Annotated in this window: 18 protein-coding genes and 3 pseudogenes; 10 read left to right on the forward strand and 11 right to left on the reverse strand. The window is 51.8% G+C overall.

The window, feature by feature from the left end; all coding sequences use genetic code 11:
- Positions 1 to 164 precede the first annotated feature (164 nt).
- From rpoD to rpsU, 4 genes are all read right to left on the reverse strand, one after another.
- Positions 165 to 1,988 carry an RNA polymerase sigma factor RpoD gene (rpoD, locus tag WG929_RS00005; RefSeq protein WP_416204372.1) on the reverse strand — a complete coding sequence of 608 codons (1,824 nt, stop codon included), beginning with the start codon at positions 1,986 to 1,988 and terminating at the stop codon, positions 165 to 167.
- A 214-nt stretch (positions 1,989 to 2,202) separates the two neighbouring features.
- The gene (gene dnaG / locus WG929_RS00010) at positions 2,203 to 4,113 is read right to left on the reverse strand and encodes a DNA primase (RefSeq protein ID WP_416204373.1); all 1,911 of its coding nucleotides are present in this window, start codon (positions 4,111 to 4,113) and stop codon (positions 2,203 to 2,205) included.
- A gap of 123 nt (positions 4,114 to 4,236) precedes the next feature.
- A complete protein-coding gene (locus WG929_RS00015; protein ID WP_416204374.1) occupies positions 4,237 to 4,683 on the reverse strand; it encodes a GatB/YqeY domain-containing protein in 447 nt (148 codons plus the stop codon).
- A gap of 29 nt (positions 4,684 to 4,712) precedes the next feature.
- Positions 4,713 to 4,928, reverse strand: coding sequence for a 30S ribosomal protein S21 (rpsU, locus tag WG929_RS00020; RefSeq protein WP_416204375.1), 216 nt, complete (start codon positions 4,926 to 4,928; stop codon positions 4,713 to 4,715).
- A gap of 250 nt (positions 4,929 to 5,178) precedes the next feature.
- Here rpsU and tsaD point away from each other — a divergent pair, with 250 nt between their 5' ends.
- From tsaD to folK, 3 genes are read left to right on the forward strand one after another with little or no spacing between them, the layout of a single operon-like run.
- On the forward strand, positions 5,179 to 6,237 hold the full coding sequence (tsaD, locus tag WG929_RS00025) for a tRNA (adenosine(37)-N6)-threonylcarbamoyltransferase complex transferase subunit TsaD (RefSeq protein ID WP_416204604.1): 1,059 nt from the start codon (positions 5,179 to 5,181) through the stop codon (positions 6,235 to 6,237).
- Complete coding sequence (folB, locus tag WG929_RS00030; RefSeq protein WP_416204376.1) at positions 6,230 to 6,583, forward strand: dihydroneopterin aldolase; 354 nt, start codon at positions 6,230 to 6,232, stop codon at positions 6,581 to 6,583. The genes tsaD and folB overlap by 8 nt, the downstream gene beginning before the upstream one ends.
- A complete protein-coding gene (gene folK / locus WG929_RS00035) occupies positions 6,584 to 7,102 on the forward strand; it encodes a 2-amino-4-hydroxy-6-hydroxymethyldihydropteridine diphosphokinase (protein WP_416204377.1) in 519 nt (172 codons plus the stop codon).
- An 8-nt stretch (positions 7,103 to 7,110) separates the two neighbouring features.
- On the opposite strand, the gene WG929_RS00040 is transcribed toward folK, so the two are convergent.
- The 4 genes from WG929_RS00040 to WG929_RS00055 all read right to left on the reverse strand — a co-directional run bounded on the left by WG929_RS00040 (position 7,111) and on the right by WG929_RS00055 (position 14,128).
- Positions 7,111 to 8,340 (reverse strand): multifunctional CCA addition/repair protein, encoded by a 1,230-nt coding sequence (locus WG929_RS00040; protein WP_416204378.1) that lies wholly within the window; start codon positions 8,338 to 8,340, stop codon positions 7,111 to 7,113.
- 135 nt (positions 8,341 to 8,475) lie between these two features.
- Positions 8,476 to 10,086 carry a conjugal transfer protein TraF gene (gene traF / locus WG929_RS00045; RefSeq protein WP_416204379.1) on the reverse strand — a complete coding sequence of 537 codons (1,611 nt, stop codon included), beginning with the start codon at positions 10,084 to 10,086 and terminating at the stop codon, positions 8,476 to 8,478.
- Positions 10,087 to 10,394: 308 nt separating this feature from the next.
- Positions 10,395 to 11,954: a vWA domain-containing protein gene (locus WG929_RS00050; RefSeq protein WP_416204380.1), complete on the reverse strand. Its 1,560-nt coding sequence runs from the start codon at positions 11,952 to 11,954 to the stop codon at positions 10,395 to 10,397.
- 122 nt (positions 11,955 to 12,076) lie between these two features.
- Positions 12,077 to 14,128, reverse strand: a complete 2,052-nt coding sequence (locus WG929_RS00055) for a beta-propeller domain-containing protein (protein ID WP_416204381.1) — start codon at positions 14,126 to 14,128, stop codon at positions 12,077 to 12,079.
- Positions 14,129 to 14,381: 253 nt separating this feature from the next.
- On the opposite strand from WG929_RS00055, the gene WG929_RS00060 reads away from it, so the two are divergent.
- On the forward strand, positions 14,382 to 15,131 hold the full coding sequence (locus tag WG929_RS00060; RefSeq protein WP_369855327.1) for a transporter: 750 nt from the start codon (positions 14,382 to 14,384) through the stop codon (positions 15,129 to 15,131).
- A gap of 90 nt (positions 15,132 to 15,221) precedes the next feature.
- Positions 15,222 to 15,870, forward strand: a pseudogene (locus WG929_RS00065) (transposase).
- A 50-nt stretch (positions 15,871 to 15,920) separates the two neighbouring features.
- On the opposite strand, the pseudogene WG929_RS00070 reads toward WG929_RS00065, so the two are convergent.
- Positions 15,921 to 16,456, reverse strand: a pseudogene (locus WG929_RS00070) (phage integrase N-terminal SAM-like domain-containing protein).
- 686 nt (positions 16,457 to 17,142) lie between these two features.
- On the opposite strand from WG929_RS00070, the gene WG929_RS00075 reads away from it, so the two are divergent.
- The 4 genes and pseudogenes from WG929_RS00075 (at position 17,143) to WG929_RS00090 (ending at position 23,053) form a co-directional block, all read left to right on the forward strand.
- Positions 17,143 to 18,252, forward strand: coding sequence for a GTPase (locus WG929_RS00075; protein ID WP_416204382.1), 1,110 nt, complete (start codon positions 17,143 to 17,145; stop codon positions 18,250 to 18,252).
- A gap of 1,243 nt (positions 18,253 to 19,495) precedes the next feature.
- Entirely contained in the window at positions 19,496 to 20,677 is a 1,182-nt protein-coding gene (locus WG929_RS00080; protein WP_416204383.1) for a hypothetical protein, read from the forward strand.
- Positions 20,678 to 21,516: 839 nt separating this feature from the next.
- Positions 21,517 to 21,924: a GFA family protein gene (locus WG929_RS00085; RefSeq protein WP_416204384.1), complete on the forward strand. Its 408-nt coding sequence runs from the start codon at positions 21,517 to 21,519 to the stop codon at positions 21,922 to 21,924.
- A gap of 223 nt (positions 21,925 to 22,147) precedes the next feature.
- Positions 22,148 to 23,053 (forward strand): annotated as a pseudogene (locus WG929_RS00090) (transposase).
- 134 nt (positions 23,054 to 23,187) lie between these two features.
- On the opposite strand, the gene WG929_RS00095 reads toward WG929_RS00090, so the two are convergent.
- Together WG929_RS00095 and WG929_RS00100 are read right to left on the reverse strand one after the other, a co-directional pair.
- Positions 23,188 to 23,496 (reverse strand): hypothetical protein, encoded by a 309-nt coding sequence (locus tag WG929_RS00095; RefSeq protein ID WP_369855318.1) that lies wholly within the window; start codon positions 23,494 to 23,496, stop codon positions 23,188 to 23,190.
- Positions 23,493 to 24,353, reverse strand: a complete 861-nt coding sequence (locus tag WG929_RS00100) for a DUF6502 family protein (protein ID WP_416204385.1) — start codon at positions 24,351 to 24,353, stop codon at positions 23,493 to 23,495. Before WG929_RS00100 ends, WG929_RS00095 begins: the two co-directional genes overlap by 4 nt.
- Positions 24,354 to 24,564: 211 nt before the next feature.
- On the opposite strand from WG929_RS00100, the gene WG929_RS00105 reads away from it, so the two are divergent.
- Positions 24,565 to 24,813 carry a DUF2061 domain-containing protein gene (locus tag WG929_RS00105; protein ID WP_416204386.1) on the forward strand — a complete coding sequence of 83 codons (249 nt, stop codon included), beginning with the start codon at positions 24,565 to 24,567 and terminating at the stop codon, positions 24,811 to 24,813.
- Positions 24,814 to 24,832 lie beyond the last annotated feature (19 nt).

Genomic DNA, 24,832 nt, shown 5'->3' on the forward strand with positions numbered 1-24,832 from the left:
AGAGTTCGTCTAGGTCGAGAAGATCTTGCTGAATGGACATAAAAAAATCCGATGTCATGGTCTGACATCGGATTTTCCAGATACTGCTCAGATGAGTAAATGGCTTAAGTGAACAGCATTAGCGCAAAGCCGGTTTTTTTATATCATGCTGGTCGATTACACGACTATTCGTCGATAAAGCTGCGCAAGTGGTCTGAGCGGCTGGGATGACGTAGCTTGCGTAATGCCTTGGCTTCGATTTGTCGAATACGCTCGCGGGTGACATCGAACTGTTTGCCGACTTCTTCCAGGGTGTGGTCAGTGTTCATATCGATACCGAAGCGCATTCGCAGTACCTTGGCTTCACGAGCCGTCAGGCCGGACAGAACGGAGCGGGTTGCTTCGGTCAGGCCGTCGTTGGTGGCGGTGTCCATCGGCGATTCGGAGTGCGCATCCTCGATAAAATCTCCCAGGTGCGAATCTTCATCGTCGCCAATCGGCGTTTCCATGGAGATGGGCTCTTTGGCGATTTTCAGTACCTTGCGGATCTTGTCTTCCGGCATTTCCATGCGTTCAGCCAATTCTTCCGGCGTTGGTTCCCGTCCCATTTCCTGCAGCATCTGGCGGCTGATTCGGTTCAGCTTGTTGATGGTTTCAATCATGTGCACCGGAATACGGATGGTGCGTGCCTGGTCGGCGATCGAACGGGTAATGGCCTGACGAATCCACCAGGTTGCATAGGTGGAGAACTTGTAACCACGACGGTATTCGAACTTGTCGACCGCTTTCATCAGGCCGATGTTGCCTTCCTGTATCAGATCCAGGAATTGCAACCCCCGGTTGGTGTACTTCTTGGCGATCGAGATAACCAGACGCAGGTTGGCTTCGACCATTTCTTTCTTGGCACGGCGGGCGCGGGCTTCACCGATGGAAACGCGGCGGTTCACTTCCTTAATTTCTGGAATGCTCAGGCCAACACGGGCTTCAACGGCTTGTATTTTGCGCTGGGCGCGGAAGATATCGAGTTTGTAGGTGTCGAGTTTTTTCGAGTAGGACTTGTTTGAAGCAATAAGGCCTTCAATCCAGTCATTGTCGACTTCGTTGCCCTGAAAGAATTTGATGAAGTCTTTACGATCCATTCCGCACTTGCGCGTCATCATCATCATGATTTGACGTTCCTGGGTACGGATGGCGTTCAAGGCTTCACGGGCGTTGGTCACCAGATTTTCGAAATGTTTGGGCGACAGCTTGATCGGTGCAAACACGGAAGCCAACGCTAACAGTGCCGCTTCGGATTCCTTGCTGGCGCGACCATGTTGTTCAATCGAGGCGAGCACGGCTTCGTGGGCGTCGTAGATTTCTTCAAAGCGACGGTTGACTTCGGTCAGGTCGATACCGGATTCCGCTTCGGAGTCGTCGTCATCGTCTGTTGTCGCTGCGTCGTCTGTTTCTTCAACAACGGCATCAGGACCGCTTTGCGGGCCTGGTTCCGGGTCTTCATCGGATGGGTCGATAAAGCCATTGAAGATATCGCCAATGCGGTTCGGATCCTGCTCGGCATCTGCAAATGCCTTGAGGATGGTCTGTACTGCACCTGGGTAGTAAGACAGCGCCGACATCACTTCGCGGATGCCTTCTTCGATACGCTTGGCGATCACGATCTCGCCTTCGCGGGTCAGCAGCTCAACGGTGCCCATTTCACGCATATACATACGGACAGGGTCTGTGGTGCGGCCAACATCGCTTTCGACTGAGGCTAATGCGGCGGCGGCTTCTTCGGCAGCGGCATCATCAGCGGCATCGTTCATAAACAGCGCTTCGCCATCGGGAGCCACTTCCGATACCGGAATACCGATGTCGTTAATCATACGGATGATGTCTTCAACCTGATCAGGGTTGGCAATGTCATCTGGCAGGTGGTCGTTCACCTGAGCATAGGTGAGGTAGCCTTGCTCTTTACCTTTGGCAATGAGTTCTTTCAATCGGGACTGTTGGGTATTCGCTGACATAGGGGCCCTGTGATCCGTTGGTATCAGGCGTGGCAAGAAAAGCGCCGAAGTATATCTTTTTGACCGGTTTTAGGCCAGAGCCAACGGGATGGGTTCCATCCGGGCTGTGAATAAAATATACAACAAGGACTCGGTTGGTTGAGTCGGGGCATTTCTGGAACGACTTATCCATATGGGGATGAATGGTTGTTTTTTCAAGCAGCATAGACCTGGTCTAGCGCTGATGTGGATTATTCAGGTAAATCTCACCACGCCCGGCTGTGAGTTCGCGGCGTTGGCGTTGGTAGGTTTTAAGCTGTTGTATCTCGTCTGAGTTCATTTGTCGGCGGCTCTCTTTGCTGTGGTAGCGGGCCAGGAGTGACTGGTATTCACTCTCTGTCTGGCGGGTTGAGAGGCGTTTGATGGCATTGCTGACTTCGGCGATAACGGGTTTGACTGGCGTTTCATTGTGGTTGGCAATACGCGTCAGTTCGGCATGGAAGGGTGTACCGATCCACTGGATCAGCAAACCTATGCTGCTGGATTGTGGTGACTGGTGCAGCTTTTTTACAACTTCCAATAAAAGGCGCTCCCGGTCGGTGAAGGGTTCAAATTCGACAGTGTCGAGCTGGCTGGCGAGAACCGGGTTGCGTACCAAGGCAGATAGGGCGCGCTCGACTACGGGTATCAGACGCTGGTTATTTGGGGTGTCACTGTTGTTGTCGAGGTTGTCACTGTCGAGTTCGGTCAGCCAGCTGGGGGTGTTGTCTGACCCATGAGGGTCAGCGTCAGGGAGCGGCTCAGTGGCTGGCTGCTGGGAATGAAGCTGGTTGGTAGCGCTTGTATCGGCGGCGTTGATTTTGTCCATTGCCCGGCTGTGAACACCCAGTTGTTTTTCCAGTTCCGCAATCATCAGATCGCGCAGTGTGCCGCGCGGGATTTTGCTGATCAGCGGAGCGGCCAGCTGATCCAGTCGTGCCTTGCCATCAAGGCTGTCGAAATCGACCTGTTGCTTGAGGTGGTCAAACAGGAATTCCGGCAGGTGACGGGATTGATTCAGGCGTTTTTCAAAGGCTTCCTTGCCTTCCTTGCGTACCAGCGTGTCTGGATCTTCGCCATCAGGTAAAAACAGGAAGCGCGCTTGCAAGCCATCTTCGAGGATGGGTAGTACTGTTTCCATGGCTCTGGCAGCTGCGGTCCGACCTGCCTGATCGCCATCGAAGCAAAAAATCAGTTCAGGAACCAGTTTGAACAAACGTCGCAGGTGGTGTTCGCTGGTGGCTGTGCCGAGGGTCGCAACCGCATAGTGAATACCGTATTCGGCCAGTGCCACTACATCCATATAGCCTTCTACGATCATGATGCGGTTCAGCTTCTGGCGAATCTTGCGCGCTTCATACAGACCGTAAAGTTCCTTGTTTTTCTGGAATACCGGAGTTTCCGGTGAGTTCAGGTATTTGGGTTTGTCGTCACCTAGTACCCGGCCTCCAAAGGCAATGATCCGGCCGCGAATATCCCGTATCGGGAACATGATGCGATCGCGAAAGCGGTCATAGTGACGGCCATCGTCTTTTTCGATCAGCATGCCAGAGGTAACCAGTTGTTTGACATCAGCAGGTGTGGTGCCGAGGCTGCCGATCAGGTTGTCCCAGCCGGGTGGTGCGTAGCCGATGGCAAAAAACTTTGCCGCCTTGCCCGATAGCCCCCGGCCTTTAAGGTAGTCGACCGCCCGCTGGCGTTGGTCATGCTGGCGCAGTTGGTGGGTATAAAAATCGGCGGCAAGGGATAGTTGTCGATAGAGTGGTTGCTGCTCTTGCTGCTGGCGTTCCATATCCTGGCTTTGCTGGTCGCGAGGGACATCCAGTCCGACACTGCTGGCCAGTTTTTCAACGGCATCGGGAAAGCTCAGGCCGTCAAATTCCATCACGAACTTTAATGCCGTGCCGGATGCGCCGCAGCCAAAGCAATAGTAGAACTGCTTTTCACGGCTGACGGTAAAAGATGGCGTGTTTTCGTTGTGAAACGGGCAGCAAGCGGAGTAGTTTTTTCCGGCTTTTTTGAGTTTGACACGGCTGTCCACCACATCGACGACGTCGGTGCGGGAGAGCAGTTCATCAATAAATGCCTGTGGAATTCGGCCCGCCATCGATTTTTTCAGCCCGTAGATAACTACACCTGCGGTATAGAGTAAATGAAGGTAGCAGAAAACAAAAAACGCCACTGTAAAAAAGTGGCGTTTTGACTCTGGCGTTGGTGTCTGTCCAGCCGCTTAACCGAGTTGGGATTTCACCATTCGGCTGACTTGCGCCATATCTGCGCGGCCTTGCACCTGTGGTTTGAGGATGCCCATAACGTTACCCATGTCCTGCACAGAGGCAGCACCGGACTGTGCAATGGCATCAGCAACGAGCTGGCTCAGCTCATCTTCGCTCAGAGCCGTTGGCAGAAATTCGCTGAGCACGTCGATTTCGAACTGCTCAACTGCTGCCAACTCATCGCGACCTGCTGCCGTATATTGGGCAAGAGAGTCACGACGTTGTTTGGTCATTTTGTCGAGAATAACCAGAGCACGGGCGTCATCAACATCAATACGCTCGTCCACCTCGACCCGTTTGAACTCGGCGGTCAGCATGCGTAACGCACCCAGACGATCTTTTTGCTTGGCGCGCATGGCATCTTTTACTGCCGCTTTTACCTGTTCAACCAGAGTACTCATGGTGGCTCCTTTGGTTATTCAGAACAAAATCAGTAGAGACGAACCATTTTACGTGATTCGCGCTGTACTTTCTTCAGGTGGCGCTTGACGGCAGCCGCTGCCTGGCGCTTGCGGATCCAGGTTGGCTTTTCGTAGTGTTCGCGACGACGTACTTCAGACAGTACACCGGCCTTTTCACAGGCACGCTTGAAGCGACGCAGTGCTACGTCGAATGGCTCGTTTTCTTTAACTTTTACAGCTGGCATCCAATCACCTACGTTTTAGCTGAATTCTTTGGTCGAGGCCGATGATTCAGGATATTCCTGCATGGACCCCAGTTAGAGGGCGGGCATTCTAATGTTTTTTGCAGTGTAATGCAAAGCCTTGGAGATCTGTTTGGTTGGCTTTCGATCGACTGGGCCGTATTATGGGCGGCTTGTTGGCCGCTGCAAGGTGTTCTTGAGGCTGGTCGATCACAATCAGGAGCGGGTAGATGCGTGTGTTGAAGGGTTTGGCGTGATTGTACTGGGTCTGGAGACGTCCTGCGATGAAACCGGTATCGCCATCTATGATACCCGGCACGGGTTGATAGCACATCGACTGTATTCCCAGATAGCCGTACATGCCGAATATGGCGGTGTGGTGCCGGAACTGGCGTCGCGTGACCATGTCCGCAAGACCCTGCCGCTGATTCACGAAGCACTGGCAGAAGCTGGCATCACGGTGAGCGATCTCGACGGCATTGCTTATACCTCCGGGCCAGGTCTGGTTGGTGCTCTACTGGTCGGCGCCTGTTTCGGGCGCAGTTTGGCCTGGGCCTTGGGCAAACCTGCGATTGGTGTACATCATATGGAAGGCCATTTGTTGGCTCCGATGCTGGAAGACAACCCACCGCCGTTTCCATTTGTTGCTCTGCTGGTGTCGGGTGGTCACACCCAGCTGGTACAGGTTGATGGCATTGGTCGGTATACCTTGTTGGGTGAGTCACTCGATGATGCTGCAGGTGAAGCCTTTGACAAGGCCGCAAAAATGATGGGTTTGCCATACCCCGGCGGCCCGGCCCTGAGCAAACTGGCAGCAACCGGAGACGACAAGCGGTTTGCGTTTCCGCGACCGATGACAGACCGTCCGGGGCTGGATTTCAGCTTTAGCGGTCTGAAAACTTTTACTCGTACCAAAATTCTGGCATTGGCGGTGGATGGCGTGCTGGCCGGTACCGACAAGGCCGATATTGCTGCCGGGTTTCAGGCAGCAGTGGTGGATACCTTGTCGCTGAAGTGCAAGCGAGCGATGCAACAAACCGGTATCAAGCGCCTGATTATAGCCGGTGGTGTCGGGGCGAATGTACGTTTGCGTGAACAGCTGCGAGTGACTGCGGAAGCGATGGGCGGGGCGGTGTATTATCCCCGGCCAGAATTTTGCACCGATAACGGTGCCATGATTGCTTACGCCGGAGCGCAGCGTCTGGCCGCTGGTCAATGTTCGGATCTGGCAGTGGCGGTGGTGCCGCGCTGGCCATTGGTGGATTTGCCTGCGGTCGCACATTCCGTTGATGCGGAGGCGGTGGATGGATAAGGTCTTTATTGATGGTCTCAAGGTGGATGCGGTCATTGGTGTGTATGAATGGGAAAAACAGGTGCGCCAACCGCTGGTGTTTGACCTGGAGATGGCCTGGGATATTCGCCAGGCGGCCGCAACCGATGATCTGACTTTCGCATTGAACTATCAGGCGGTGACGGAATACATTGAGGGTTTTGTGCAGCAGCAGCATTTTCAGTTGCTGGAATCGCTGCTGGAACGCTTGTCTGCTGGGCTGTTGCAGGAATTCGGCATGCCCTGGTTGTCTATTCGGGTGGAAAAACCAGCCGTTGTTCCGCAAGCGCGAGCGGTGGGGCTTAAAATCGAACGTGGGGTATTCTAGTTGGCCATTGTCTATTTGGGGGTTGGCTCCAATCAGCAAGCCGAGCGTAATATCACCGATGGCCTTCGAGTCTTGAGCGCCAAGCTGCAGCTGGAGAAAATTTCTCCCTGGTATCGTTCTCCGGCGATGGGATTCGATGGTCCGGCGTTTATCAACCTGGTGGTCAAGGTCTCGACCGATTTATCCTTGCCGCAGTTGGGCCGCGTACTGAAACAGCTGGAGCTGGATTTTGGCCGGGCACCGGATGCGGTGAAGTTTTCATCGCGCACGCTGGATGTCGATGTGTTGCTGTATGACGATCTGGTCGGTCAGTACGAAGGACATTCCCTGCCACGGGGGGATATCCGGCGTTGTGCGTTTGTGTTGCGGCCATTGCTGGATATTGAACCTGAACTGAGTTGCCCATCGAGTCTCCAGCGCTTTGACAGTTTCTGGCCAGCCCTGGCCTCACAGCCACTTGAGCAGATAGTCCCTCCCGCTGATTTTTGCGTGGCGTATTGCAAACAGCAACCTGCTTGAATCTCCGGTCAGCAGACCTGAGCTGCTTTCCAGCTTCCCAGGCGGGCCTTTCTGGCCTCTGCCAATGCCGGACGAATCTCGGCGCCGGTTATGCCATTGACCATTACGTCTTTCGCTGTGATGGTCAGGGCTTGTTGGAGCGCTTGCTGCAGGTATTCCACTTGCGGGTAGTCACATTGTTCAAACCCTGTTCTGCCTCTGGAATCCGCTTTGGCGACCAGCAGGAGCTGTTCAAACCGTTCCGGCCTGCGCCACACATCCACGCCATCCAATAGCTTCAATAAGGTTTCCGGCCGCAGCTCCTGTGCCCGATGTACATGGGTGTGCCACTGGCTGGCCAGTACCGACAGTTCGGCAGCGTCTTTGGGTGCTTTCAGGCGCTTGGCGAGTTGTTTGGCAGGTTTGACACCCCGTGCTTCATGAGCGATATGGCGGGGCCATTCTTCCGGCGGCGTGAGTGCCTTGCCGAGATCGTGCGTCAGTGCTGCCCAGCGGACTGCTACCTGGTCAGACAGCGGGACGCTGGCGTTTAGCGACATCAGGGCGTGTACGCCGCAGTCGATTTCTGGATGGTGTTGTGGCGGCTGAGGGACACCGAACAGGGCGTCAATTTCTGCGAACCAGAGTTTCAGCGCGCCGCAGTCGCGCAGTACCTGGAAGTAGGTGGCAGGCTGCTTTTCCTGCAGGGCACGCTGGGTTTCTTGCCAGACCCGTTCTGGTACCAGGTGATCAAGCTCTCCGGCATTCACCATATCGCGCATCAATGATTGTGTTTCGTCCGCCACCGTGAAACCAAGCGGGGCCAGGCGAGCAGCAAAGCGGGCTACGCGTAATACCCGCAGCGGGTCTTCCATAAAGGCCGGTGATACGTGGCGCAGCAGGCGGTTGTTCAGATCCTGTTGACCACCGTAGGGATCGACCAGACTGCCGTCATCCCGTTGCGCCATGGCGTTGATGGTGAGGTCACGGCGTAGCAGGTCTTGTTCCAGCGTAATGTCGGGGCTGAAGCGGCACTCGAAGCCTTGATAGCCTTTGCCAGACTTGCGTTCGGTACGCGCCAGGGCGTATTCCTCGTGAGTTTGAGGGTGCAGGAAGACCGGGAAGTCTGCGCCAACCTGTTGGTAGCCGAGATCAACTAACTGCTGTGGTGTTGCGCCTGTCACGACCCAGTCCCGATCCTTGACCGGAATACCCAACAGTGCGTCGCGGACGGCACCGCCGACCAGATAAGATTGCATGGTGATTGTTATCCTGAAAGCGTGCGGAAGCCCGATTTGCCAAGTCGGAAGCATAAAAAACGCCAGCGGGCTTGTCACCCGCTGGCGTTTTAATCGTGCAGCTGAGGTTTCCTGCTGGAAACGCCAGGGCGTGTATCAGAAGTAAAAACCGGTTTCCAGTGCGACACCGGCTTCTTTTTCGACATCGTTAGGGTTAGCCATGGCGGCGATGTCGATATGCAATCCAAATGGCGAGAAGCCGAAACCGATTGAGGCGACTTCAGCATCAGATACACTCAGATTGGTGCGGTAACCGGCACGTAGCTGCAGGGTATCAAAAACATCAAATTCTGCACCAATGGCGGCGTATTGGGTCGGATTTTCCCAGGCAATCGGGTCGTTTTCCGTGAGGTCAACGTCGATGGCGACGGTTGTCCAGTCGCCATTAAAGGCCAGACCCGCGCGGTATTGCGGCTTCAGTGAAATTTCCGGGCCGTCCTGATAGGTGGTCACAACCGCACCACGAACTTCGGCGGGTTTGGTTTCGTAGGTTTTGCTGATCAGGTTTTTACCGACCAGACCAAATACCCATTTGTTGGTGGAGCCAAAGCGGAACGAAGCGCCAAGGTCGACGTTAAACTGGTTAAAGGTTTCGGAGGAATCTTCGAGATCCTGCTCATCAATATCACCATCATAGTCGGCTTCAGTGACGTAGTGGAGAGTGATGACGCGTTGCAATTTTGGCGTAATACCAATGGCGATTTTTTTCTCCCAGAAGCTGAATTCACGGGAAAAGGAAACACCGAGATCAGAGACCGCAACACCAACCAGCTCCAGACGGGAGTTCAAGTCGGCGTCTTCAGCTTCAGAGCTCAGTTGCCCATCTTCGATAATGCTGATGTCACCCGATGCGGTAGTGATGGTGTCCGACGTATAGTTGCTGGTGGACTGAGCCTGATCGGTAATGGCTGTTAACTGGGCTTCGGTCACATCACCGTTTTCTGCGCCATCCAGCAAGGTATCAAAGTCGGTCGTCAGCGCTTGGGCATCGCTGGCGTAACCGTTGGCGGCATCAGCGTACCCATTGATCAGGTTGTTATCTTCCGGGCTGAAGTAGGCCCGGCCAGAAAAGGTAACGTTCCCAGAAAGACTGATGGCGGCGGCAAAGCGTTTGCCCGGAAAGGCGATTGCCGCTGAAGCACCCAGGCGACCGCTGAGCGGGTTGCCTGAAACCGAGTTCAGGTCGCTGGTCAGTTGATCCGTCAGGTTGTCGACGTCGTTGATATCTGCAGTCACTGTGGTCAGGGCGGTTTGCAAGTCGGCATTTTTGGCGCGCAGATTGGCGATGGTGGCATCGACATTGTTAACGTCCGTAGCCGACAGGCCGTTCAGAGCGTCATATAAAGCCTGGGAAGCCTGATCCAGCGCTTCGATGTGCTTGTCGAAGTTGTCGCTTTCCGCGTTATCAAACAGGGCTTCAAATTCCGGTATCAAATCATCGTTCATATCGACAAAGGTGTCGTACATTTCCGCTTCATCGGCTACTGAAATACCGAACTGTGGAATCAGAATGGCAAAATCATCATCGTGTTCTGCCTGCGACAGCAGCGACGGGTTGTAGGATGGCGCATGGGCGCGCTGGGCGCTGGCAACACCGGTGTTACCCATCGCCAGGCCGCGGGCATCCATCGGCAAAAAAGGAGTCGCCTGGACACTGGCGGCCCCCAGTGTGGCAATCGTTACGGCAAGCAGTGAACGTTTTGTCATAGTCCTGATCCTGAATCCATGTTGTTGATCTGATTGGTCGTATTGGCACCATTCCCTGGACAGGTCTGCACAACCTTTGTGCTCAAGGCGACCGGTGGTTGCACCAGGCGCATTGCAGGGGTGTGGCCATCGCGTGGGGCTGGTGTTTCTGGGCTAGCAACAAAGTTCCATAAGCTTAGCTATTTTTTTTTTGTCTTGCACGGTCATTGCTTAAAGAATAATCACCGCAGGCTGCGGTTGTCTTGAATTGCGGGCAAGCTGCCCGCGCTCCGGGTTAGTGATAGTGATCGTGAGATTAAAATGACCTATCAATCAGCGTAGTGAACGTCGCTGGTGATTGAGCAGTAATCTTCGATGGCGGTTTTGTAACGGAGATAGGTGTCATGCTCATTATTTAACGACAGTAACCCTGATGCTGCTATATCGCTGCAGTGGGTGTTGGTGGAAACCAGTTCTGCGAGTGCCGTTACTGCGGCGGCGGCCTGAATCTGGCTGGTTCCGGTGTCGAGTATGTCGCCCATGGTGACGGTCAGGCTGTCTTGTTGGGTCACGCCGTCGTTATCTTTCCAGCGAATCTGCAGGGTAATTTCATCGCTGCTGGCAAAGTCTGTATCGGCGGAGAAGGCTTCAAAGAAAAACTGTTCGCTGTTATAGGAGTAGTTGATGGTCTGGATGGCGTCGGCGTCGGTGGAAGATTCTTCAGCTGCCGATACCCCGTGCTCCCAGTTTGGTGGGTAGTCGAGCATAAACAGCACGTCCCGTACGGCGACATCGACAAAGCGCATAAAACCGTCGCCAAACAGGCGGCTGGCGTCTGCCGGTGTCACCATGGCGGAGTAGGTGCCTTTACCGGTGTCGGTCAGTTCATCCAGAAAATCGGAGTCGAAGTCCGCGCCAATCCCAATGCCGGAAAAATAGATGCCTTCCTGATCATTGAGGGTCAGGTTGTTAGCAATAACATCGACATTGGTTTCACCGGTATTGGCGTAGGCGTCGGTCAGCATGATGACGCGGTTGTCCTTGCTGGCATCGAAGGTTCGTAAGGCAACGCGGTAGGCTTGTTGAATACCGGCATCCAGATTGGTGCTGCCATTGGCCACCAGTTGGTCGAAGTAGCTGGTGAGTGCTGCGGTATTGACAGTATCTGAGCCTGAGTCCAGGTCGTAGTGCCAGCCTTCGAGCAGGGTGCTGGCAGCGGTATTGAATTCGACCAGATTCACGACATCGCCGGCCTTGAGGCTGAAACGCAGTTTATCGAGGCTGTATTTCACCAGCTCGATACGGGTATCGAGGCCATCAATGGTTTCATATGTACCGTTGTAGAAAGGGCTGTCCATGGAGCCGGAGGTGTCGACCAGGAGGGTTAACACCAGATTGTCGCGCGCGTCTTTGCTCAGGCTTGGGCCTTGTATATCAATACCGAGGGCGGTGAAATACGCGTGCTCCGAGTTGACCATCAACTCGCTGGCAGTGGTGTTGTAGGCACCGATAGAGACCTCAAATGGCCCCACCGTCTGGCTGTTGAAGGCACCAAAGGTTTCTGCATTGAGGTATTCGTAAGCCCGACCCCAGTTGGCCAGCGGTGCCTGGCCCTGGTCGAGGTAAAAGAGCGTCAGATCACGGGAAGCGGTGCTGGCGGAGTCGTCATAAGAAAAATAGAAGTAACTCAGATCCGTGGTGTCGATTTCGGAAGTTGGTTCATCGGGTAAAGAGGTTTCTGTCAAACTGTCTTCGGTAGCGCTGCCAACTTGCGTGGACGAGGTTAATGAACTGTCACTCTGTTCGTCGCTACCGCAAGCGGCCAGTAGCAGGCTTGTTAATAACAATGCTCTCCAGTGGTGTACTGGGGTCTGGTGGTTATGGATCATGGCGAAAGTCCTTTTGTGGTAAAGAGCCGTAAAAGAGTCTTGTTAGAAAGAGGACGGCAGACTCCGTCAGCAACCTGGGTCTGCCGTTGCTGTGCTTGCGGTCGCGGGTTTAGTCTGGCGGCTTATTGTGCCGTCCAATCTGTGACTGAGCCGGAGGTTACCTCGCCGTTGTTAACCAGATGCAGGCCATCGGCTTGTAATGGCACTCGGGTGTATTGATAGCTGTACCAGTAGTTGGCGTAGCTTTCGTCGTTGGGTTCGAGGTAGTTGGTGTTGAGTATTTCGGTGAGGGTTTGGGTGCTGGTGTTGATGTCGGCGATATAGATCTTGTCCCCTAGCCATTGATAGCCGTTGTTTTCGTCGTAATGAGACCAGGTAAATGCCAACCGCACCCCGCTGTCGGTCGCCAGAAAGCTGGCGGCGTGGTGATCCTGAAGAATGTCGGCGCTGGAGCCGCGTCCACCCAGCAGGGTGCTATTGATCGCCGTCGGGTTGGCAGCATCCGAGGTATTAAACAAGGTAAGTTTCAGGCCTGCTGTGCGGCCGCTGCTGTCGGCGTCCTGGCCAATGCCCAGTAGCAGTGAGTCGGACAGCGGATGCAGGTAGGCCGAGAACCCGGTGATCTCCAGTTCGCCTTCCACGAAAGGATCACTGGCATCACTGAGATTCAACACGTACAGCGGGTCGGTTTGCTGAAAAGTCACCACATAAGCGCGGTCACCGCGATAACGCACCGCCTTGACGTCTTCTCCCGGTTTGCCAATCACGGTGGTGCGGCTGGCGTTGGGTAGCTGTGAGATCAGATCCAGAGTGCCATCGCTGGCGGGGGTGACGATAAACAGGCGGTGTTGCCAGTCGCTGCTTTCCATTAGATCGGTGCTGTTGGCGGCGACAGCCGTGGTGCTGGAGCTGGACTCCAGGGTGGCAACGTCGTCGATGAGCACGTCTTCCCAGAACCACCAGTTCCAGCTGGAGGTCAGAATACGCAGGTTGCCGTCTTGCTCGCTGAGGCGGAAGCCGGGCATGCTGCCGTCCAGTGTGCCAGGTACTGCGCCACTGGCTTTCAGCGTCAGACCATCAAGCGTGTACCAGTCGAGGCGGGTGCTATCCCAGTGGCTATTGTCGTAACCCGTCATAATAAACGCGTCGGTTGAGGCGTAGACTCCGGTGATACGACCGCTGTTGCAGCTGGCTTCCCAGTCGGTCGGGTTATTCAGGTTGATTCGCACCAGTGCGACGATGCTGGGATAGCCTCCCTGAGCCAGATCGGGTACGTGACAGTCGCCATCTTCGAACAGGTGTCCGGTTTGTTCACCGTTGATCCAGATCCGGGGTAACAGCTCGCTCAGAGGGGTGTCGAGCACGGTGTGTTGCCAGCTGGCAATCGAGACGTTATCGCCATACTCATTGCTGTTGTCGGGGGGACTGATCGTCGGGGTGAACTTGGTTGCCATATATAGCTGGCCATTTATCACACGGCTGCTGATCAGATAGCCTTCGATACTCAGTTGATAATTCTGGTTCGGCTGAGCGGGTGTACTGAGGTCGAGTACGCGCACATCGGTGCTGTACGACTGCCAGTACCAGGGGTTGTAGTAGCTGTCTGATGCCCGTGTTGTGGCGAGATCGTTGCGGCTGGGGTCGAGCCCTGAGCGGGTCAGTGCAATCAGCCGGTTGTCCTGCAAATACAAACCTTCTACGTCATAAGCTCCCGCCAGCGTGACGCTGCCTTGCAGGCTGCTACTGACCGGGTTGGTGTGGGTGGCCCAACTGAGAATTTTGGGTGCTGTTGTGCCGCTGGGGTCGAGCCAGGCAGGCAGCGGCTGCTGGACGGCATAGAGGTAGCTGCCGTTCTGTTTGACCAGATCGGCTTCGTCGACGCCGCTTTCCTGGGTGTTGGTTACGGAGTAATTCCCACCGGTTGAGTCATCGGCGCTGGTATCTGTGTCGGTTGCTGGTGACGCGGTGTCGACTTCGGTGCTGGTATTGGTCGACTCTGAATATTGATTGATATAACCGCGTTTGAGGTAGTTTTCCAATGTGGTGGCGTTTTTCAGTTCGGCATCCAGATTCACACCCTTGCTGTCACTATCGCTCTGGCAGGCAGTGAGGATAGCGCTGATCAGCACCGTCGTTGCGATGGTGCGGAAATGGGTTATGACGTCTCTGTCCATGATCGGATTCCTCTGCGGGATCGTTGGTTCGATTATTGTTCAGGTTATATGGGAAAATTTCCCATTTCAATCCGGCAAGATAAATTTCATAAAAGTGTTACATAGCGGACTGGTAGACTGGCGTCCTTGCTCTGTTATTTTTTGAGTCTGTTTTTTGGTGTGTTTTTTGGTGTGTTTTCGGGATGTGTATTTTTGGTGCACTGGTGCACTGGTGTGATGTGAATGGTCAGGGACAGCGATACGGGACAACGATATGGGTAGAGTTATCAACGGTTCGGTGAGTCGAGTCGGCATATTCAGCACAGCCAAGCCGGTGAAACAGGCTGGCTTGTACCTGTGTGGATTGCTTGTCGGTATTGTCAGCACCAGCACGGTTGAGGCCCAGTCAGCCCCCTTGCAGGCAACGCTGGGTTATCACACCGGCCTGGCCGATGTGCCGGAGACGGATCAACGCTGGCAGTCCTGGACGCTGACACTGGGAAAAACGCTGCCGGTCGAAGCGCCGCTGGTACGTATTCGTGCCACTCTGGGGGTATTACAATCCGATAGTGCCAGTGGTCTGGCGGATACCTGGGTCTCGATGACCCGGCTGGGGCAACGACGGCATTGGCAGCACTGGTGGGATGTTCGGGCCAAGGTGAAGTTGCCCACCGCCGATGCAGCTGCTGGTCTGGGCACCGGCAGCGTGGACGAAGAGATTGGCCTTCGGGCGCTGGCTCAGTGGGGAGATTGGGTGCCCTGGTACGCTTTGGGTTATCGCTGGCGCGGCGCTAGTGATTACTATGATTTGCAGGATGGTCTGACCTGGGGAGCGGGGCTGGGTCATGCTGGCTGGAACCTGAGCTATCAGGGGCGCACGGGTAGCCGCAGACAAGACCCGAGTCGTCACGTGATGAGTGTCGGGCATGGCATGACGCTGTTTGGGCGGCGCTGGTCGCCCTATCTCAGCCTGAATGTCGGTCGTACCTCGCGCTGGGGGACGGGCCTCAGCGCTGTTTTCTGACGGGATGGGTGTGGCTCAGGCTGTTGATTTTATCCCTGATGTCTACTGGCTTTGGTAAAATACTCTTTTTCAATGGATTCCCGGACTCCCATGCATGGCGCTGACATTACCCAAGAAGCCTTGTTCACCACCATCAAACTGGATGAACGGGTGCCACACGATCATCCTTTACGATCCATCAAAACCCTGTTCGATCAGGCGCTCACCCACATCGATTGGAAACTCAGTTTGATCTATTCCGAGCGCGGGCGGGAATCCATTCCTCCGGAGCGTTTATTGAGAGTGCTGCAAATCCTCTTCAGTATTCGCAGCGAACGGCAACTGGTCGAACAGATTCAGCACACGCTGGTTATCGGCCTGAGCATTGATGATCCGGTCCGGGTTTTAAAAGCACTGCCGGGGGCTCATGGTAAAACCGTGGGCGCAGATAAAAACTACGACACCAAGGGGTTTGTGAAGGAATGCAGGAACCACCGTATCACGCTCCATGTTGCCCGAAATAACAAACGTCCCGGCGGCTCAGCGATCGATGGTCGAACCAGTCATAAAGCGGGTTTATGCCGCCAGTCAGATTGTGCGTAAACGGGTCGAAGAACCCTTCGGCTGGGGCAAGACCGTTGGCCACTTACGGCAGTTAAAAGTGAAGGGGCTGGCGAAGGTCAACAGCGTTCTTGAGATGACCATGATGGCTTACAACCTGGTGCGAATGGCAAAGTTACAGGGTCAATCCGTCCGATAATCCGATAGACAGGGATCGCCGTTCACATCATCAAGCGATCCATCGGACTTTCAGTGCCCGCAAAATGCTGGCCGATCACATGGGTATAGATCTGCGTGGTGGCAACATCTGCCGCTGTGTACGGTCAGTGCTCGCCGAGAAGCATCGAAATCCTTGATTCTCAGCCGTAAACATTCAGAAATGCACAAACCGGAGCCAAATAGCAGCGAAAATATCAGCCGATCCCGATTGTCCATCACGGCAAGAATTCGTCCGACCTCCTGCGATGAGATCACCACAGGCAATTTGGCAGGTTTGTTGGCATGTTGAAAGCCCAGGTCGCCCAGAGGCAATTCCAGATACGTGTTATAGAGAAACGCCAACGCATTCAAGGCCAGCTTCTGAGTATTGACCGAGACATGACGATCATTCGCCAGAAACCCCAGAAACTGCACCACCTCAGCAGCCCCCATCTCTTTGGGATGTCTCCGCTTTTGGTAACGATAAAGAACCGAATCCAGTAAACATAGGTTTTCTCGGTTCGCAGGCTGTAGCCGCGGGTGCGCATAAAGCGGCGAATGTCATTGAGAAAGGGGCTGGAAGTCATTGATCACTCCTTGATCTGATGTGTATGCATATCCAGTATAATTGAAAGTTTGCCCAAATCAATGCGCGCTTTTTCAGAAGCCTTGCGCGCTTTCCCGGACGTTGTTATCGTTAAGGCATTGATACACGGAAATTTTTTGCGCAGGTTTACAGATTAATGCGCAAGGCACAAAGGAGTTAATGCGCATGCTCGCTTTCACAGAATGGACTGATCTGGAAATGGATTTTACTTCCTATTATTCAAGTAGTTACGGTGATTTCCCAGAAACCGGCTTGCCCAGAAACCGCGCATGCGCACTAATAAACTGTTAATGGGTAAAGCAAAATTGAATTTACTGGCTTGTTGTTTGTTAATCGGCAAAGCCAAGGTTCACGGTTAGTGGCTTCTGGCGGTTGCCAATATTTGATGTATCGTTAGTCTGTTTATTGGTTCAGGTTTGGTTTCAGACAGGTCTTCAACTGTCAGGGTTGCAGGCTTTTCAAAGCAGGGAACAGCGGCTTCGTTGAAGCTAAATGAGAGAAGGAGTTTGTTTTAATATGCCAGCGTTTAAAACCTGTTTGCTTACGGCAAGCAGCCCACTAACAAGCGCCATCAATTCGCTCCCGTTGGTCGCCGGACACTCACTGCGTTCGTGCCGTTGTGGCGTGCGTTAGCCTCTGTAGGCAATTTCATATAAAGGAAATGTAATGAGTATTGAAGATATAAATGATTTAATTAAAGAAGCGAAAGAGAAACAAAAAGCGTTTGATGAGGCGACTGTTAAATGTGGAATTATTGGCTTGAGCGGTTCAGGAAAGTCTTCATTGATTAATGCGATCGCGGGAGAAAGAATAGCCCCTGTAGGCTCAACAGAGCAAACAATGGAAGCTCAATCATTTTTACATGCAGGTATTGAATTTGTAGATCTTCCTGGCTGCGGCACAGAAAAATGGCCTCAAAGCACATATATACAAGATTTAGAGCTTGAAGAATATGATTGTTTTATTATTGTTACGAGTAATAGGCTTTACGAATCAGATATTTATTTACATGATGAAATGGCCACCAAAAGAACTAAGCCGTGTTTTATTGTTCGAAATAAAATTGATATTGCTATACAGGATGAGCAACACGATAACGACTTAACGGAAAATGAGACAATATTAAAGGTTACGAATAATATAATTGAAAGTATAAGCAGTCTAAACAAAGGGTCAATATACCTTACATCTGCAAGGCAGCCGACTAAGTGGGATTTCCCTAAGCTTTTAGGTGATATTAGTGACTCACAAGAAGGTGTTAAACAAGAAAAATTTATAGCAGGAATGGCTGTTTGGTCAAAAGAAGCAATAGAAAAAAAGCGAAAAATTGGACTCAAAATAGTTTCGTGGTTTGCTGTTACATCAGCAGCAAATGGCTTAAACCCAGTTCCAGGACTTGATGTCGCTGTAGATGCTGGAGTTCTGCTTTCTATGGTGAAAAAAATTAATGAAATTTTTGGGCTAACAGAGGAGCAGCTATCTTACATAGAAAAAACCACTCCAGGAATTACAGATACGCCAGAATTTAATGGAATTAAGCAGGGCATTATAAAATTTATTGCGAAATATGCGGCGGTAGAGGGAATTTTGATAGTCTTAAGAAGAATGGGAACTAAAGTTGTAATTAAAAATACCACTAAGTTCTTACCTTTTGTTGGTCAGTTAGTATCGGCTGGAATAGGTTATAAAATGACTACGTCTTTTGGCGAGACATATTTAGATGAGGCTGCGGAAAAATCTGAATTATTACTTTTAGAGGTCTTGAGTAACGGGTAAAGGGGACATCTATTTAATCCGGCACGGCTCTGCGCGAGTGTTGCCGCTGTTCAGGGCAAGGCGGCCAATGCAGCGACAAGTCCTTTTCAAATTCGTCAACACCGCACTGGACGGCGGCAACCCGCACCCTCCAGGGGCTGCCGGATGATCCCGACGCTATGTCGCCGACGTTTGGCTTGACCCGTCATGCCCGCAAATCGGCTTCGTGATTCGAAACCATCCGGTAGCCCAGAGTGAGCACCGGATTAAATAGATGTCCCCTAAAGGCTAACAAACATGTCAACCGGACATTTTTTTGCTACGGTCTTTTGCAAATTCCGCTTCGCTACATTTTATCGCAAAAGCCCTCCACAAAAAACTGCGCGGTTACATGGGCGTTATGTTGGTAAAAGTTGAAAGATAAAATTGTTATTGCGTTAAACCGCTGAGCCAATGGCCTGTTAATTTTGGCAATATCGCAGGGCGTCGTTAGTGGTTTAAAGCATTTTAAAATATTGGCAGTGCAGCTATTTCGTTTGCTGGGTTTTATCCAGTGTCAGTGTTTTTCGGTTGTTGGCCATGTTGCTGCTTTTCAACGTGAACAGGTGCTTTAGGGTTTATTGGCGCTTGCCAATTTTGGTAAGGCCGTTAATGTGTTTGGTCAGTCGCGCTCGTTTCCGATGCCAATTGGCCAACGAAAGAGTAGGCTTTTCAGTTCAACAGAAGGCAGCTTCGATGCTGCTTAATTTTAACAAGGAGGTTGGTGGTGTTTTCAAAGCCTTTGATTATTTCTTCAACTTCAACGCTGCAACATAACAAGCGCCAGCACTTCGCCTCTTCGGGGCTGGGACAGCCTCCGCTGCGCTGCGGCTGCCCGTGTGGCGTGCGTTAATGGGTAAAGCAAAGTTGAATTTACTGGCTTGTCGCTTGTTAATTGGCAAAGCCCAATATCAACAGTTAGTGGCTTTTATCGTTTGCTAAAAGCCGATCAGTTGTTAGTCTGTTTGCAAAGCTCAGTCGGTTTCAGACAAGTCTTCAACTGTCAGGGTTGCAGGCTTTTCAAAGCAGGGAACAGCGGCTTCGTTGAAGCTAAATGAGAGAAGGAGTTTGTTTCAATATGCCAGCATTTAAAACCCGTTTGCTTACGGCAAGCAGCCCACTAACAAGCGCCAGCACTTCGCCCCTTCGGGGCTGGGACAGCCTTCGCTGCGCTGCGGCTGCCCGTGTGGCGTGCGTTATGTGATTTTGAATTGGAGTGCATAGATTGAGAAAAGAAGATATTCAGAAAGAGATTTTGGATCTGTCTATTGCGCAATGGAACCAATCTTTCGGTGGCACTTCGGCTTTAGATATATGCGATAAAATTTCAGTATCAAATGAAGAAGTAATGCGAGAAATGGAGTCTCTTTGCAAGGATAAAAAAGGCACTATAAATGCCAATGTTGAGCTGTATGCCATAAGAATTGATCCTGAAAATCCAAAATTTGAAATTCCTAAAGAAAGCACCACAACTCACGTATTCTTTCCAAGCAAAGAGTTGCTAGAAGATCATTTCTATGGCTCCAAGTTAGTCCGAGAAGGCTTTCCCGAATATAAAAACAGACTGCATTGTGGTGCTCACCAACTTGAACTCGTAATGTTCTCTGAAGAAGTCCTTTCGCGTTATTTTGACCACCCAGAGTGGTATGAAATTGATGATTCATTATCTGGAGGGCATATATGGACAAAATCAGAAGCACCTGAGAACCGATACTTGTACGTGAGGCATGGAAAGCGAAAACTAGATAATGGCCTGTCCGCAGTTACCGCAATTTTTAAAGATTTGTATGCTATGAGCCCTGAAGAACAAAGACATTGGCACGCATATGAATTAAATGAAGCGAGCTTTGATAGTGATGATCCAAATTTTGCTCGATTCGTCGCTCGAACATATGATGGCGCATGGGTTGATTTCCCCAAACCTCTTCAAGAGGTATTGAACCGAATTGCTGAAATTAACCAGCTATTCGGTGAAGAACTACTGTTCAAAAAGTACCAGAACGATCACTTTAGGCCGCCCGTAGAAAATACAAGAAAGTCATATTACGACAGTTGTAGTGAGCTCTATAAGCTGATTGGCCCTGATAGCTTAAATCAAAAGCTAATCAAAAATATCCTAAGGAAAGAGTTTTCCACTACGGATGGTGAACTGATTCATAAAGAATCAAAAAGACCGCTAAGTACAATCCAGCTGCTTGAATTGCTGGAAGAGAAAATGGGCGTTGATGGAGTTATTTCCAGCCAGATTAGATTGATTGGAAAAGATCGTATGGAGGCAGATCATAAGATTACTTCCTCAGCTGTAGAAGAGCTTAATTTTACAGAAGAGTTTATTTCTCTCTGTCAAAAATTTTCTCATGCAGCTAATCAATTCAAGCACACGCTCCAGCAGCATGCACTCACATAACAAGCGCATGTTGGGCGCCCACTGCGTGGGCTGGGACCTCCGTTCCGCTGCGCTCCACTTCGGCCCCAAATGCGGGCGTTAATGGGTAAAGAAAAATTGAATTTACTGGCTTGTTGTTTGTTAATCGGCAAAACCTAATATCAACGGTTAGTGGCTTTTATCGTTTGCTAAAACCCGATCAGTCGTTAGTCTGTTAGCGGGTTCCAGGTTAATTTCAGACAAGTCTTCAACTGTTAGGGTTGTAGGCTTTTCAAAGCAGGGAGCAGCGGCTTCGTTGAAGCTAAATTAGAGAAGGAGTTTGTTTCAATATGCCAGCATTTAAAACCCGTTTGCTTACGGCAAGCAGCCCACTAACAAGCGCCAGCACTTCGCCCCTTCGGGGCTGGGACAGCCTTCGCTGCGCTGCGGCTGCCCGTGTGGCGTGCGTTATCTGTATAGGAAAATACAATGAATTCGAGAAAAGTACTTACTATCGGACCCAGAGAGGGGCCATCGTCTAATCGTAAGGTGTTATACGAAGCTGATTCTATAGACGATTTGCTGGAGAAAGGCATTGAATATGCTCGACTTAGCGGAGTTAGTAATCCTGAATGGTTAAATGTTTCGCGCCCTGTAATGGGGGATAAGAAGATGACACAAGAGCATCGGAAATATTCAATGGTTCTAGACTCCAAAGAGGTCCTAGTTGTTGAATAAAACAGATAACAAGCCGCTGAAATTCATTACAGCCACAAAAAGCGTGGCCTTCACTAGGACTCGCTTCGCTCGCCTTCTAGCGGGGCGTTATGTGTCTTTTGTAGCTCATCATACAACTGTCTATAAAATGAGGAATTGAGAAAATGAAAAGCAAGTGCTTATGTGGCGCAGTTGAGATTGAGGTTGAACTGTCAAATACCGAAGTGGCTGCGTGCCATTGCAGCATGTGTCGAAAATGGTCTGGAGGTCCAATGCTGGCTATCGACAGCGGCGAACTGAGAAGCATATCAAACGAATCACTTGTGACACGCTATCTGTCATCTGAGTGGGCAGAGAGAGGCTTTTGTTCTAAATGCGGCACTCATTTATTTTACTTTTTAAAGCCAGCTAATCAATATCACTTCCCAATCGGACTATTAGATAATGGCTCAAAGTACAAATTTAGCCATCAAATTTTCATTGATGAAAAACCTGAATACTATAGCTTCTCAAACGAAACTCAAAATATGACTGGAGCCGAAGTATTTGCGCACTTTGAAAGCGATGGATAAACACATAACAAGCCTCAGCAATCGCTCCCTGTGGTCGCTGGGACAGCCAAAACGCTGCGCTTATTTGTCTGCCCCTGTGCGGGGCGTTATATTTCCGAGTATGAAACTACTAACGAATAAAGGAATAGATGAGATTGAGGGTGCTCTAGCAGGCTGTTGATTTTATCCCTGATGTCTACTGGCTTCGGTAAAATGCTCTTGTTCAATGGATTCCCGGACTCCCATGCGTGGCGCTGACATTACTCAAGAGCCTCTGTTCACCACCATCAAACTGGATGAACGGGTTCCCACCCTTTGAGATCCATCAAAATCCTGTTCGATCAGGCGCTCACCCACATCGATTGGAAGCTCAGCCTGATCTATTCCGAGCGTGGGCGGGAATCCATTCCTCCGGAGCGTTTATTGAGAGCCTTGCTGCTGCAAATCCTCTTCAGTATTCGCAGCGAACGGCAACTGGTCGAGCAGATTCAGTACAACATGCTCTATCGCTGGTTTGTCGAACGATCATTTCAGTGTCGATGGCACTTTGATGCAGGCCTGGGCTTCCCAAAAGAGTTTTCGGCCGAAGCACCCTGATGACGATCAGGATAAGGGCCAAGGGCCATCCGGACGCAATCGGGGAGAGAACTTTCGTGGAACCAAACGCAGCAACGACACGCATGAATCGACCACTGACCCAGATGCGAGGCTGTTCAAAAAATCCAAAGGGCAAGAGGCCCGATTATCCTTCCTGGGACACACCGTCATGGAAAACCGGCATGGTTTGATCGTTGCGACACAAGCCAGTCTGGCGACCGGAACAGCGGAAAGAGAAGTTGCCCTAACGCTTTTAAAAGCACTGCCGGGGGCGATTACAAAAGCAATGTAATGTTTAAAAAACTGGCTCAAATGACGTTGACACGTTCCGCCCGCAATGGCAAACGGCCCGGCGGCTCAGCTATCGATGGTCGAACCAGTCATAAAGCGGGATATGCTGCCAGTCAGATTGTGCGTAAACGGGTCGAAGAACCCTTCGGTTGGGGTAAGACCATCGGGCAGTTAAAAGTAGAAGGTCAACAGCGTTCTTGAGATGACCATGATGGCTTACAACCTGGTGCGAATGGCAAAGTTACAGGGTCAATCTGTCTGATGAACGGAAACGGGATGGATAATCCTGTTTCCAGCGGAAAAATCACTCAGAAAACAACCAGATAAGCGTGAATTATCGGGTTGAAAAGCTTCTGTCTGCGAAGTGAATAAGAATTGCTCTTCAGGAGCCGCGTTTTATGGCGGGGTTGCGGTATCTTCTGTGCCGGTATCTTCTGTGCCGGTATCCAGATCAACACTGTCACTGCTGTTATCTGCGCCATAGAGATCAACATCCGGGCGTTCAAAAATATCTGGTCGCTCAAATACTTCCGGCCGCTCTGGCGTATTGATACTGCGACCGGTGCCGCCAATACCTTCCTCGTCACCGGGGAGTTGCGGTTGCTGGCCGGTGCCGCCAATGCCGTCGTTCTCAATGCCGCTCTTGGCGGGCAGGCTGCTGGCCATCAGTAGCAGAATGAGCAGCCGGGGTGTGAGTCCGTTCATACATCGGTTTCCTGCGGGTGCGTGGCGGAGGCTGGATTCGGGTTGGTGGACGACGCTGGTTGTTCACCGCAGGCGAAGTACACCCCGGCATTCATGCGTAAATTCCCGGGTGAGCGGGTTTTCAGCTGGCGTGCCCGTTCGTTTATCTGCTTCAGCAACGCCATGCTCCTTTCCCGATACAGGTGGTGTAATTCGTCGACAGCGGCGGGTGACAACTGGCCATAATACACACTGCGCTCCAGCCGTGGCGGGTTGGTGTCATCAAGGTTTTGCGATGCTGTCTGGATATGGTCGGCCAGATTACGCTGCCAGTAGTAGAGTTTTTCTTCTTCGTTGCCGCGTGGCACGTAAGCGTCGGTTTGCAATACCACTTCGTCTTTACCATTAACACTGGCAATGCCCAGCCGCTGCCATTCGTCTAATACGGCCCGTGGGCGAATATCCTGATGGCCGACGGTTTCGACCAGGGTTTCAAAACTGACATCTCCGGGCTGGCGGCTCTGGCGTGGAATCGGTTGTGGCTGGCCATCCTGGTGATAACCTGCGGTCGCCAGCCAGCTGGCAACCAGTTGCCCTCCCAATGACAGGTTTACCGGCACCTGCTGCGTCGGAATCACGTCTTCTCGCAGGCGTTTGACCTCCTTGCGGTGAATGCCGGTCAGCAGGCTGAGGCGGCTCTCGGTCTGGCGTTTGCCATCCAGCGTCAGTTCCTGATCAGCCACTTCAACATAAAGTTGTTTCAACAAGGGTAGCAAGGCGGTGTAGGTCACCTGATTTCTCAGTAGCAGACGTACCAGTGGGCGCAGTACAGCGGCACAGGCAGTGAGCAGGCGGGAGGGACGTTCGATCTGGCTCATGGTGATCTGCGGTGAAAACGAAGAGCAGAACTGTAGCGAACTTCTGTCTGACTGTCTAAAAATGGGGATAATTTCCATTTGTTATAATTTAAAAAGCTATCAGGATTCTAGTTTTATTTTATTTAAACTATTTAAAGGGTGGCGTTACTCTGTTGGTGTATTCCAATCAATGCCAGACAGCGCCAGCAAGGCAGCTGGCGAGGAGCTTAAAATGATCAAGACACTGACCTTTGCTGTGATGCACTTTTGTGTGGCGTTTACCGTTGCCTACACTCTGACGGGGGATTTGTTGGTCGGAGGTCTGGTGGCCATTGTTGAACCTGCCATTAATACCGTGGCCTTTTACTTCCACGAAATGGCCTGGAACATGAAGGAAAAAATGAAAGACCAAATCCGCGCCGTTGGCGCTGTCAGCGTCAATGGCTGGGTAGCAGTGCAATCGGAAGGGGCGGGTCGGTAGCGCCGGTGGACAGCCACGG

This window comes from Oceanobacter antarcticus (genome assembly GCF_044962685.1).
GTDB classification, from domain to species: Bacteria; Pseudomonadota; Gammaproteobacteria; order Pseudomonadales; family Oceanobacteraceae; genus Oceanobacter; species Oceanobacter antarcticus.

Coding starts and splice junctions, on each gene's coding strand:
- rpoD (WP_416204372.1), bottom strand. CDS start 1,988: ATGTCAGCGAATACCCAACAGTCCCGATTGAAAGAACTCATTGCCAAA.
- dnaG (WP_416204373.1), bottom strand. CDS start 4,113: ATGGCGGGCCGAATTCCACAGGCATTTATTGATGAACTGCTCTCCCGC.
- WG929_RS00015 (WP_416204374.1), bottom strand. CDS start 4,683: ATGAGTACTCTGGTTGAACAGGTAAAAGCGGCAGTAAAAGATGCCATG.
- rpsU (WP_416204375.1), bottom strand. CDS start 4,928: ATGCCAGCTGTAAAAGTTAAAGAAAACGAGCCATTCGACGTAGCACTG.
- folB (WP_416204376.1), top strand. CDS start 6,230: ATGGATAAGGTCTTTATTGATGGTCTCAAGGTGGATGCGGTCATTGGT.
- WG929_RS00040 (WP_416204378.1), bottom strand. CDS start 8,340: ATGCAATCTTATCTGGTCGGCGGTGCCGTCCGCGACGCACTGTTGGGT.
- traF (WP_416204379.1), bottom strand. CDS start 10,086: ATGACAAAACGTTCACTGCTTGCCGTAACGATTGCCACACTGGGGGCC.
- WG929_RS00050 (WP_416204380.1), bottom strand. CDS start 11,954: ATGATCCATAACCACCAGACCCCAGTACACCACTGGAGAGCATTGTTA.
- WG929_RS00055 (WP_416204381.1), bottom strand. CDS start 14,128: ATGGACAGAGACGTCATAACCCATTTCCGCACCATCGCAACGACGGTG.
- WG929_RS00060 (WP_369855327.1), top strand. CDS start 14,382: ATGGGTAGAGTTATCAACGGTTCGGTGAGTCGAGTCGGCATATTCAGC.
- WG929_RS00075 (WP_416204382.1), top strand. CDS start 17,143: ATGAGTATTGAAGATATAAATGATTTAATTAAAGAAGCGAAAGAGAAA.
- WG929_RS00085 (WP_416204384.1), top strand. CDS start 21,517: ATGAAAAGCAAGTGCTTATGTGGCGCAGTTGAGATTGAGGTTGAACTG.
- WG929_RS00095 (WP_369855318.1), bottom strand. CDS start 23,496: ATGAACGGACTCACACCCCGGCTGCTCATTCTGCTACTGATGGCCAGC.
- WG929_RS00100 (WP_416204385.1), bottom strand. CDS start 24,353: ATGAGCCAGATCGAACGTCCCTCCCGCCTGCTCACTGCCTGTGCCGCT.
- WG929_RS00105 (WP_416204386.1), top strand. CDS start 24,565: ATGATCAAGACACTGACCTTTGCTGTGATGCACTTTTGTGTGGCGTTT.